The organism is Parabacteroides sp. APC149_11_2_Y6, assembly GCF_054506995.1.
The window spans coordinates 65178-76759 of the sequence record NZ_CP173709.1 but is presented as its reverse complement, the minus strand read 5'-3'; the positions used below and the strand labels follow the sequence as shown (position 1 = coordinate 76759).

Below are 11582 nucleotides of genomic sequence, written 5' to 3'. Positions count from 1 at the left end.
TGACCTATTCAAACTCCGGGACACAAAAAAAATGCGTTAGTAAAAGTAACTAACGCATCTTATATAATGAAATTATTATCCCATAAAATAGAAAAATAAGCCTCATTGTCCGACATATAACCGGAAATAACCAGCGGATTATCCTTATACACTTTCTTCGACATGAAACTTAATCTTCAAAATTTCGGCAAAGATATAAGTTATATTTCAAACATGCAAGCCGGCAAAGTCCAAATTATTGCAAGGCATGAAAACAATGCGCTCAGATTACAAAAATCATATTCCGGGTAATGGAAACAGGACAAGGACAAAAGCATGATAAAAAGTTTTTGTTTTCATCCGAATTTCGTAATATTGCATCTTTATGACAACTGATTTTATTAATCTGACAACAGAAAATCTTGCTGATGAGCATTTATGCTGCATTATCCGCAGTAAAAAGCCTCATCAAGGCATATCGGCAAAAAAGCAATGGCTTTCCGACCGATTAAACGAAGGTCATGTCTTCAGAAAGTTAAATGCAAAAGCTACGGTTTTTATTGAATATGCCCCTCTTGAAACAGCTTGGGTCCCTATAACCGGTGACAACTACTATTACATCTACTGTTTATGGGTTTACGGTACTGACAAAGGAAAAGGTTATGGAAAATCACTGATGGAGTATTGTTTGTCCGACGCTAAAAAGAAAGGCAAATCCGGCGTTTGCATGCTTGGTGCGAAAAAGCAAAAATCGTGGCTTTCCGACCAGTCTTTTGCTATGAAATTCGGCTTTGAAGTTGTAGATACCACTGATAACGGGTACGAATTACTGGCACTATCCTTTGATGGCACAACACCTAAGTTCACAGAAAATGCGAAAAAACAAAGTATAGAAAACAAGGAACTGGCCATTTATTATGATATGCAATGCCCCTACATCCTCCAAAAGATAGAAATAATAAAACAGTTTTGTGACACACAAAAAATTCCTGTTGACTTAATAAAAGTGGATACGTTGCAGAAAGCAAAGGAATTACCCTGTGTTTTCAATAACTGGGGCGTATTCTATAAAGGGAAATTTGAAACAGTCAATTTATTGGATACTTCCTATCTGGAAAGAATACTGAAAAAGTGAAAACACAATTAAGAGCAGCCCAAGTTCAAGGATACGGATTATAATCCAAACAAACCACCTCCTGCTGCTTCAAAGAAGCCTTTACATCGATTAAACGCTGGTTGCTGCTTCCACGGAATAACAGACTTTCATCCCGAAGTGCCTGCTTGAATTTTCCATCAACCAATACATCCACATACCGAAGCAGTTCCGCCTGTTTGGGATTATTCAGAATATGTTCGAACGTATAACCGGTATAACACCAGATATTCTTATTGCTTTTCTCTTTGATACAACGCGCCAGCTCCGTAAATCCCTCGGGCTGAAACATCGGATCGCCTCCACTAAAAGTCACATTGGCAAAATCATCAGCCAATATTTTATCCAATATTTCTTCGGTCGAGACATGGCGGCCTTTCTTTATATCCCACGACTCCGGATTGTGGCATCCCGGACAAGCATTCGGGCAACCGGCGGCATAAATAGCAGTCCGGAATCCCGGACCATCCACTGTGGTATCTTCTATTATATCTATAATTGATAACATATTTCTACTTTTTACAAATTTCCGGGCATGGCATAAAAGTTTCATGCCTTGAAACTTTTTGTTTCATCGGGTGGAACTTTTTGTTTCAACGTAATGAAACTTTTTGTTTCAAGCCAAGAAACTTTTTTGAAACTAACTACCAGTTAGAAATTAGTACGCAACAATTAACTGCTACAGCTACTTACACTCCATTCAAATACCGGACGTAAAGCCCAACCGACTATGTCAATTGCCACCTGCCATCTGGAAAATGTTTTCACATTTTCCTAATCATGTGTCACCCGGTCGTTCAGTTCCGAAAGTTTCGCATTATTCCAGCGATCGGTTGTACCTACCAGATAACCAGTGATACGTTGTAATTTATCCAGACGCGTACTGCCGCATTTCGGGCAAGCCTCCAAATAAGTTTCAGCATTCTCGAAACCACAATCCAGGCAACGGTTACGGTTATGATTTACAGAGCCGTATCCTATATTATAACGGTCCATCATATCAACCACCTGCATAATTACTTCCGGATTATGGGTTGCATCCCCATCCATTTCCACATAAAAGATATGTCCGCCCCGTGTCAGTTCATGGTAAGGAGCTTCCACTTCAGCCTTATGACGAGCACTACATTTATAATATACAGGCACATGGTTTGAATTTGTGTAATACTCACGGTCGGTAATACCCGGCAACGAACCAAATTCTTTCCGGTCTCGTCCGGTAAATTTTCCGGATAACCCTTCGGCCGGAGTAGCCAATACACTATAATTATGCTGATATTGCTCTGAAAACTGATTGACGCGATCACGCATATAAGTGACTATCTTCAAACCCAACTCCTGCGATGCCTCATCTTCACCATGATGCTTACCGGTAAGAGCTACCAGGCATTCAGCCAAACCGATAAAACCGATTCCTAAAGTTCCCTGGTTGATTACCGGGGCTATCGTATCGCCAGGCTTTAATTTTTCACTGCCCAACCAAAGCGAAGACATCAGTAAAGGAAACTGTTTGGCATAAGCCGTTTTCTGAAACTCCATACGTTCGTGCAACTGGCGTGCGGCGATTTCCAACATACTGTCGAGCTTGGCAAAAAACCGGGCAATCCGCTCTTCCTTATCTGCTATAGACATACATTCGATTGCCAGACGTACTATATTTATGGTTGAAAAAGATATATTTCCGCGACCGATAGATGTTTTAGGCCCGAAACGGTTTTCAAACACACGCGTACGACATCCCATAGTTGCCACTTCATGGATATAGCGTTGCGGGTCGTCCGATTTCCACTCCTCACTCTGGTTGAAGGTCGCATCCAGGTTCAGGAAGTTAGGGAAAAAGCGACGTGCCGTAACTTTACAGGCAAGCTGGTATAAATCGTAATTACGGTCGTCCGGCAAATAGCTTACACCGCGTTTCTTTTTCCAGATTTGAATAGGAAAAATTGCCGTTTCGCCATTCCCCACCCCCCGATAGGTACTTTTCAAAATCTCACGAATCACGCAACGCCCTTCCGCCGACGTGTCGGTTCCATAATTAATGGAGCTGAACACAACCTGGTTTCCCCCACGGGAGTGAATCGTGTTCATATTATGGATGAAAGCCTCCATGGATTGATGCACACGGCTGACCGTTTTATTGATTGCATGTTGCACAACGCGGTCATCTCCCGACAAGCCATCCAACGGACGATTTATATAATCATCTAATTCTTTCCGATACAGATGGGAATAATTCGCCCCGGTCAATTCTTCGAGATTTTTAATTTCCTCCACATAACTATTCCGCACATAGGGAGCCAGGTAAAAATCAAATGCAGGAATAGCTTGTCCCCCGTGCATTTCATTCTGCGCCGTTTCCAAAGAAATACACCCCAGGATACTTGCAGTCTCGATACGTTTTGCCGGGCGCGATTCACCATGTCCAGCCGAAAAGCCGTATTTCAGGATACGATCCAGCGGATGCTGCACACAAGTCAAACTCTTTGTCGGATAATAGTCCTTATCATGAATATGCAAATAATTCTTGTTGACAGCGTCTTTCGTTTCTTCACTCAGTAAATAATCATCAACAAACGGCTTGGTGGTTTCACTGGAAAACTTCATCATCATACCCGCCGGAGTATCCGCATTCATATTGGCATTTTCGCGGGTAATATCATTTGATTTAATATTAATAATTTCCAAAAACATATCCCGGGTCTTCGCTTTCCGGGCAACACTTCGCTGGTTACGATAAGCGATATATTTTTGTGCCACATCTTTACGGCTACTGTTCATCAGTTCCAGCTCGACCGCATCCTGGATCGCCTCCACAGTCATCTGGGCTTCTCCTTTGAATGATATATGGTCTGTTATCTGCCGGATTAATTGCATATCCTCCCCTATCTCCGTATGCAACATTGCTTTTCTTATGGCGGTTGTTATTTTTTCTTCATTGAAACCGACAATACGTCCATCTCTTTTAATCACTGTTTGAATCATGATAAGTACTACAGGTTTATAATTAATTTATGCCACAAAGATATACAAACAAAGACCATAGTTATTCTTTTTGGAAAACTTTTAACGAGTTAATATTTGTCAACTTACTTAAAATCAAAATTATACAAAACACAAATGGAAAACTTTTAAAATCAAACAACAAAAAAAGTTTTCCAAAAAGAAACACATACCTACAAATAGGTAGTTTTCTTAGCGTTAGCTTATTAATTAAAAAATATCATTATATTTGCATCCGGATGGACAGATTCACCAAATATCTGAAAATAGCCCTTCCTACTCTATTCATAGCGTATTTAGGATGCTTAATTGCGTTTACCCACGTACATATTATCAACGGGGTAACTATCGTCCATTCACATCCCTACCAAAAAAATGACGACGGAACACCCGGCAATGAACATACCTATGCCGAATTCCAGTTATTGCATCAACTTTCGACAGTACAGATAAGCGGTGCCGCTTTTATTTCTGTTCTGATTCCTGCTGCCGAAGGTTCCGTTTTCCAAATCCTTTGCCCGCCGGTTTGTGCAGCATACCTGTGCGCCGTGCCGGGAAAACTATCTCTACGCGCCCCTCCTGTTGTCTGACACATATGTTTTTTTGAGAAAAGATTTGTAATCTATTTTTTATTACACACATTTATTTAATTCAGTATGAACAAGATATTTATGCTTATACTATGCTTGTGCTGTGCCCTTACTGCTGCACAAGCTTCAGACAACAGAGAAAAAACAGACGGTTCGGATGCAAACGTATTCGGACATGTATTGGACAAAGAAACCGGAGAGCACCTTCCTTTCATTACCGTAATGCTAAAAGGGACAACCATCGGAACAACAACCGACAATTCAGGACATTATTTCCTGAAGAACCTGCCGGAAGGAAAATTCACTCTCGAATATAAATTTCTCGGTTATAAGCCTGTAACCCGTGAAGTCACATTAAAAAAAGGGAAAACACTCGAGATAAACATCGAAATGGAAGAAGACCGCATTGCTCTGGACGGGGTAGTGGTTTCGGCAAACCGAAGTGAAACTTCACGACGCCTGGCTCCTACATTGGTTAGCGTAATCGACTCCAAAATGTTTCAGGCGACTAATGCGGTAAACCTTTCACAAGGATTGAATTTCCAACCGGGCGTCCGTGTAGAAACAAATTGCCAGAACTGCGGCTTTCAACAGGTTCGTATAAACGGGCTGGATGGTCCGTATACCCAGATTTTGATTGACTCCCGTCCTATATTCAGTGCTTTGGCAGGGGTTTACGGATTAGAGCAGATTCCTGCAAATATGATTGAGCGTGTGGAAGTTATGCGTGGAGGAGGTTCTGCCCTATTCGGTTCTTCCGCAATTGCTGGTACTATCAATATTATTACCAAAGAGCCTTTACGCAACTCAGGAGAAGTGGCACATACGATTACTTCTATCGGAGGCAGTTCCTCACTGGATAATAATACGACCCTGAATGCCTCACTGGTTACAGAAAGCGGCAAAGCCGGTATGTACATATTCGGACAAAACCGGGTACGCGACGGATACGACCATGATGGAGACGGATTTACCGAATTGCCGAAACTTAAGAACCAGATGGTAGGTTTCCGCTCTTTTATCAAAACCGGCCTTTACAGCAAGCTGACACTCGAATATCACCACATGAATGAATTCCGCCGTGGCGGTAATTTACTATCACGTCCGCCGCACGAAGCGGACATTGCAGAGCAATTGCAACATGCTATCGACGGGGGAGGATTGAAATTTGATCTTTTCTCACCGGATTACAAGCAAAAGCTGAGTATTTTTTCTTCCGCACAGTTCACCGACCGCGACAGTTATTACGGTACAAACCAGGACCCGAATGCCTATGGTAAAACGACGGATTTAACCTGGATGTCGGGAGCACAATATAATTATAGCTTCAATAAATTCCTGTTTATGCCTTCAGACCTGACTGCCGGATTGGAATACAGCTACGACCATCTGAAAGATGAAATGTTGGGATACAATCGTTTTACCAACCAGAAAGTACATATAGAAAGCGCTTTCCTGCAAAATGAATGGAAAAACAAAAAATGGAGTTTCCTGATTGGCGGACGTTTGGATAAACATAATATGATAAACCATGTCATATTCAGCCCGCGAGCTAACGTCCGTTTCAATCCGACGGAAGACATCAATATCCGTGCAAGTTATTCCAGTGGCTTCCGTGCTCCGCAGGCATTTGACGAAGACCTGCATATCTCTGCCGTAGGCGGTGAAGTCGCTCTGATACGACGTGCCGAAAACCTGAAAGAAGAAAAGTCTCAAAGCCTCAGCACTTCGGTCGATTTTTATCATCGTTTCAAAAACGGTATGCAAGTGAATTTCCTTGTGGAAGGTTTCTATACCAACCTGAGTGACGTATTCGTATTAAAAGATATAGGGAAAGACGAACAAGGCAATCTGATAAAAGAACGTCAGAACGGTTCGGGTGCTACGGTTATGGGACTCACATTGGAAGGCAAGGCTGTCCTAACTTCCTGGGTATCCGTACAGGCAGGCGCTACAATACAACGCAGCCGTTATAAAGAACCCGAACGATGGAGCGAAGATGAAGATATTCCTCCTGTAAGAAAAATGTTCAGGACACCGGATGTGTACGGGTATCTTACTTCAACATTTACCCCGCTGAAACATTTTACGGCTTCCCTTTCCGGTACCTATACCGGTAGTATGCTGGTACAACATCTTGCCGGATATATCCCTAAAGATAAAGCAGTAACTACCCGGGATTTCCTGGATATGAGTATCAAACTGGGATACGATTTCCATCTATATAAGGAACTGACACTGGAAGTAAATGCGGGAGTACAAAACATCTTCCAAGCCTACCAGTCAGACTTTGACCTGGGGAAAAACCGTGACTCTTCCTACATCTACGGTCCAGCTACACCAAAAAGCTATTTTGCAGGGGTAAAAATTAGCTTCTAATCAGTTGACAGTTGACAAGTGACAGTTGACAGTTGGGCTTCGCGCCCGGTATACAAATCGGCTGAAAGCCGAAATAACTGTCAACTGTCACTTGTCAACTGTCAACTAAAAAAAAGTTCCCTTAACGTAGTAACCAGCGCAACCCCGCCGATTGCCACACAAACCAGAATAAGCAACGCATTTACATATTTGGCATCCGGTTTCATTCCTGCATGCCGGCTATTTGCGAAATACTCCCTGAAAAACAGATAGAGAGCGGGAATAGATGCGCTTACCAACAACAAGTCTTCCGGAATATTAAAGGTATAAGTCTTGGACAGTCCGATTAAGGACCAATGAAATAAGAACAATACAATAAACAGATTAATATTGCGGGAGAAATACAGCAACAATCCAATCATAAATACCGTTACGGAACATGGCATCACCGGGGAAGTAATCTCCGGAAAAGAAAGCCCGCGCGCCATAGAGACCAACGGATAAACAAAGGGCATGGCAAACAGCAGATAAGCAAACAAGTCATATTTCCGGGTCCGCTCAAATGCCGTATAACCGGTTGCAGCATCCCATACCCACATAAGGGCCATAATCCCCCAAAAGATTGCCATCACCTGATAATACTCCCGTTCGGAACAATAAACATAGTAATATACCACCGACAACCAAAAACAAACAGCCGCCAGATAAATTTTCATCCCCAGCTTAATCCGGGGACCGGGACGAGATGCCAGCAACACCGTCAAAACAATACCGATAAGAACAATGGCCAACTGGAATCCCCAGGTAGAGGCATTATAGAGTGCAATTGTTTTCCAAAATATTTCCATAAATCCTTCAACTTATTATTTACGCCGGGTTAATGAGAACGCCTTCCCCGGACACATGAAAATAGGCAATGTCGCCCCGATTGTCAACATAAATATAACCGTACAGGTTACGATCCCGTTTGATAAGAACATATCTATATATTTTGCTTTCTCTACCGGATTGTCCATCGTTTGCAAAAACATTATCAGGGAAAAGACCATATTATAGGCAAACCTCCCGGGAATCATCGGCAATAAAGCAGGGATATACAAGACAGTCATCGGGCAATAAATCTTCCCTCCCAGCCAAAGACTGCCAAAACCGATTATTAATGCACCCAGCAAAGAAGCGGTTGCTATATCCATTCCGAAAAATGTCATCATACAAAACCGGCACGCATGTCCGGCAGCAGCCAATAAGGCAATAAAAGGAAATGCTTTCAAAGGGGGATCGGAAATCGCCCCGAAACCAATACCTGCTATAGCTGCAAAAAGTCCGTCACCAAGAATATCCCAGATTATCATATCAAATTATTTTTTACAAACATAAGCGTGAAAGAAAGCCCGATTGCAATGCATATAATCAGCATTACCGCATTGACCAAACGAGCAAAACCGGTCAATATATATCCTTCGACAATATCTATGACGCCATTAATAAGCGGCACACCGGGTATCAGGAACAAAACACTTGTTGCAAGCGCTATTTCCGAAGTCGTATCGAATATCAAAGAAACAGAAGCGCATAAAGACGCCACAAACGCAGACGATACGAAAATAAGATAATGATTATATTTCCGGGCTTGCATCTGCTGTTTCAAAAACAGCCCTATAATTGTTGAAGAGAAAATAATTCCCATCGAACACCAGTCACCACCGAACAAACGGCAAAAAGAGGCGTTTGCCAACCCTACCAGAATTAGGACAAACAGCGGGTCTATCGCTGGGGCAGAGATTATTTCCTGATATTTCCGTTTTATCTCTTCCAAAGGCAAATGCTTATCAAACGCCTCCCAACTAAGCTCGCTCAAACGTGCATTCTGTTCAAAACTGATAGGAAGTGAAGGAATTTCCACAACTTCACTATATGCTTTACTCGTTTCATCATCGGATAAAGTCAGTATAATATTCTTTTGAGTAATACTGATTTTGACATCCAGCCCGAAGGCATCTCCTATACGTTTCGAGTTCCGGACAACTCGTGAAGTATGTACTCCACATCCCATTAAATGAGAGGAGTACTCAGCGATGAATTTAGCTACCGGCAGCAAAGATTCATTTCTGCTCATATTATTTTATGACAATTTAATTAAAAAGATAATCCTAAACAGGGGACAAAGGTAGGGAATAGTTGACAGTTGACAAGTGACAGTTGACAGTTATTTCGGCTTTCAGCCGATTTGTATACCGGATACGAGGCCTAACTGTCAACTGTCACTTATCAACTGCCAATTCTATAGTCTTTCCGTTATGTAATCGATAATATCCAGACAAAGGCTGGTGGTTTGGTCGTTCACATCCAATTCAGGATTCAGTTCCACCAGATCCATCGATTTTATAAGATTGGTTGCAAGGATATGGTCTACAAAGTCTTTAAACTCGTCCGGCATCAACCCTTCGCAGACTCTTGTTCCGGTGCCGGGCGCAAAGCGGGGGTCTATGCTATCCACGTCGATACTGAAATGGACATTCCGGATTTTACGCTCTTTCAGTTTCCGTTTAATGTCTTCGGCAACAAATGCGATACCTTTCAAACGGATGGTATCCATCGTATATACACTGAGTTGTTCCCTATGAATCAGTTCCTGCTCGCCTTCATCCAAACTGCGGGTGCCCACTAAAAACACATTCTGGGGATTTACTTTATTTCCGGGAGCATATACATTTACCAGCTCTTCGCTGCCCATTCCCATTAAAGCACTAAGAGGCATCCCGTGTACATTTCCGCTCGGGGAAGTCTCGCTGGTATTAATGTCGCCATGCGCATCCAACCAGATAATGCCAAAATCATCAAAACATTTTCCCACACCGGAAGCGCTTCCCAACCCGAGGGAATGGTCGCCTCCGACAATCAAGGGGAAAGCTCCTCCGCGCAGCGTATCGTAAACCAGTTCGGCAAGATTATTATTTACCTCGACAATGGCATCCAGATATTTCATACTTTTACTACGCGCAAACTTATCGGTTTCCGATACGGACGGTACATACAAATTCCCCAAATCGAAAGCACGATGACCGTGGCTTCGTATCAATTGCATCAAACCCCGTTCGCGAAGATGGTTCGGGGCACGCTCCACGCCTTCACGGTCGCATCCCAAATTAAGAGGTACACCTATTACGTTTATTTTCATACATTACTCCGGTTATTATTTATGTTTCTGTTTCCATTTGCCGCAGACTAAAATTGCGCAAACGTATCCCGTATAATACCTATAGCCTCCATCATCTGGTCGCGCGTGATAACCAACGGAGGGGTAAAACGTATGATATGGTCATGAGTAGGTTTAGCAATCAGTCCGTTTTCTTTCAGGGCCAAACAGATATCCCAAGCGACTTTTCCATCGCGGGGTTCTGTTACCACAGCATTCAACAGGCCTTTACCTCTTACATTCTTTATCATCGGATTATCTATCTTTCTCATTTCTTCCCGGAAAAGATGTCCCATCTCATAGGCATTTTCGGAAAGATGCTCATCGCGGACTACTTCAAGAGCAGCAATAGCAACACGTGCAGCTAACGGATTGCCTCCATAGGTGGAGCCATGCTCGCCGGGAGCGATTGTCAACATAATATCATCGTCGGCCAATACCGCAGAGACTGGGCTTACCCCTCCGGAGAGCGCCTTTCCCAGAATCAGAATATCCGGATGCACATTTTCATAATCACAAGCCAATAACTTTCCGGTACGCCCAATTCCCGTCTGTATCTCATCGGCAATAAAAAGAACTCCATGCCTCCTGCAAAGCTCATAACAGGTATGGAGATAACCGTCGTCCGGAACAACAACACCGGCTTCACCCTGAATAGGTTCGAGCAGGAACCCGACAACATCAGGGTCTTGCAAAGCCGTTTCCAGCTCTTTAACAGTATTATACTGTACTTTGATAAACCCAGGGGTATAAGGTCCGAAATCGGCATATGAACTCGGGTCTGTACTCATGGAAATAATAGTGATGGTACGCCCGTGAAAGTTTTCACTGCATACAATAATTTTTGCTTTCTCTGTGGCTATCCCCTTTTTACGATAGCCCCAGCGACGTGCCAGTTTCAAAGCGGTTTCCACGGCTTCCGCTCCGGTATTCATCGGCAACAATTTGTCGTAACCAAAAAATTTGCAGGCAAATTCCATGTATTCGCCCAACACATCTGCATGGAAAGCGCGGGACACCAATGTTAGTTTTTGGGCTTGCTCCATCAAGGCTTGAATAATTTTAGGGTGGCAATGTCCCTGGCTCAGGGCAGAATAACCGGACAGGAAGTCAAAATAACGTTTACCTTCCACATCCCATACATAAACGCCTTCTCCTCTCTCGAGCACAACAGGCAGGGGATGATAGTTATGTGCTCCAAATTTCTCCTCACGAGTAATGTAATCTTCAGGTTTCATACGCTATAATGTTTAAAGTATTTTGGCATATTGTAAGCAATCCGCATTGCTATTGCTTCAAAGGTAGA

Annotated in this window: 10 protein-coding genes; 3 read left to right on the top strand and 7 right to left on the bottom strand. The window is 42.9% G+C overall.

What is annotated here, in order from left to right:
* Positions 1–364 precede the first annotated feature (364 nt).
* Entirely contained in the window at positions 365–1114 is a 750-nt protein-coding gene (locus ACGE0T_RS00280) for a GNAT family N-acetyltransferase (RefSeq protein ID WP_459188574.1), read from the top strand.
* Between the two features lie 25 nt (positions 1115–1139).
* Here the strand turns inward: ACGE0T_RS00280 and nrdG are convergent, their stop codons facing one another.
* Complete coding sequence (nrdG, locus tag ACGE0T_RS00275) at positions 1140–1640, bottom strand: anaerobic ribonucleoside-triphosphate reductase activating protein (RefSeq protein WP_459188573.1); 501 nt, start codon at positions 1638–1640, stop codon at positions 1140–1142.
* 266 nt (positions 1641–1906) lie between these two features.
* Positions 1907–4114 carry an anaerobic ribonucleoside triphosphate reductase gene (locus ACGE0T_RS00270; protein WP_459188572.1) on the bottom strand — a complete coding sequence of 736 codons (2208 nt, stop codon included), beginning with the start codon at positions 4112–4114 and terminating at the stop codon, positions 1907–1909.
* A 257-nt stretch (positions 4115–4371) separates the two neighbouring features.
* Between ACGE0T_RS00270 and ACGE0T_RS00265 the strand changes: the two genes are divergently transcribed.
* The gene (locus tag ACGE0T_RS00265) at positions 4372–4722 is read left to right on the top strand and encodes a hypothetical protein (RefSeq protein ID WP_459188571.1); all 351 of its coding nucleotides are present in this window, start codon (positions 4372–4374) and stop codon (positions 4720–4722) included.
* A gap of 66 nt (positions 4723–4788) precedes the next feature.
* Positions 4789–7101, top strand: coding sequence for a TonB-dependent receptor (locus ACGE0T_RS00260; RefSeq protein WP_459188570.1), 2313 nt, complete (start codon positions 4789–4791; stop codon positions 7099–7101).
* 101 nt (positions 7102–7202) lie between these two features.
* On the opposite strand, the gene ACGE0T_RS00255 is transcribed toward ACGE0T_RS00260, so the two are convergent.
* The 5 genes from ACGE0T_RS00255 to rocD form a co-directional block, all read right to left on the bottom strand.
* The gene (locus ACGE0T_RS00255; protein WP_459188569.1) at positions 7203–7928 is read right to left on the bottom strand and encodes a DUF6064 family protein; all 726 of its coding nucleotides are present in this window, start codon (positions 7926–7928) and stop codon (positions 7203–7205) included.
* Positions 7929–7943: 15 nt separating this feature from the next.
* Positions 7944–8432, bottom strand: coding sequence for a threonine/serine exporter family protein (locus tag ACGE0T_RS00250; RefSeq protein ID WP_459188568.1), 489 nt, complete (start codon positions 8430–8432; stop codon positions 7944–7946).
* Positions 8429–9196: a threonine/serine exporter family protein gene (locus tag ACGE0T_RS00245; protein ID WP_459188567.1), complete on the bottom strand. Its 768-nt coding sequence runs from the start codon at positions 9194–9196 to the stop codon at positions 8429–8431. Before ACGE0T_RS00245 ends, ACGE0T_RS00250 begins: the two co-directional genes overlap by 4 nt.
* Before the next feature lie 165 nt (positions 9197–9361).
* On the bottom strand, positions 9362–10258 hold the full coding sequence (rocF, locus tag ACGE0T_RS00240) for an arginase (protein ID WP_459188566.1): 897 nt from the start codon (positions 10256–10258) through the stop codon (positions 9362–9364).
* 47 nt (positions 10259–10305) lie between these two features.
* Positions 10306–11514: an ornithine--oxo-acid transaminase gene (gene rocD, locus ACGE0T_RS00235; protein WP_459188565.1), complete on the bottom strand. Its 1209-nt coding sequence runs from the start codon at positions 11512–11514 to the stop codon at positions 10306–10308.
* Positions 11515–11582 lie beyond the last annotated feature (68 nt).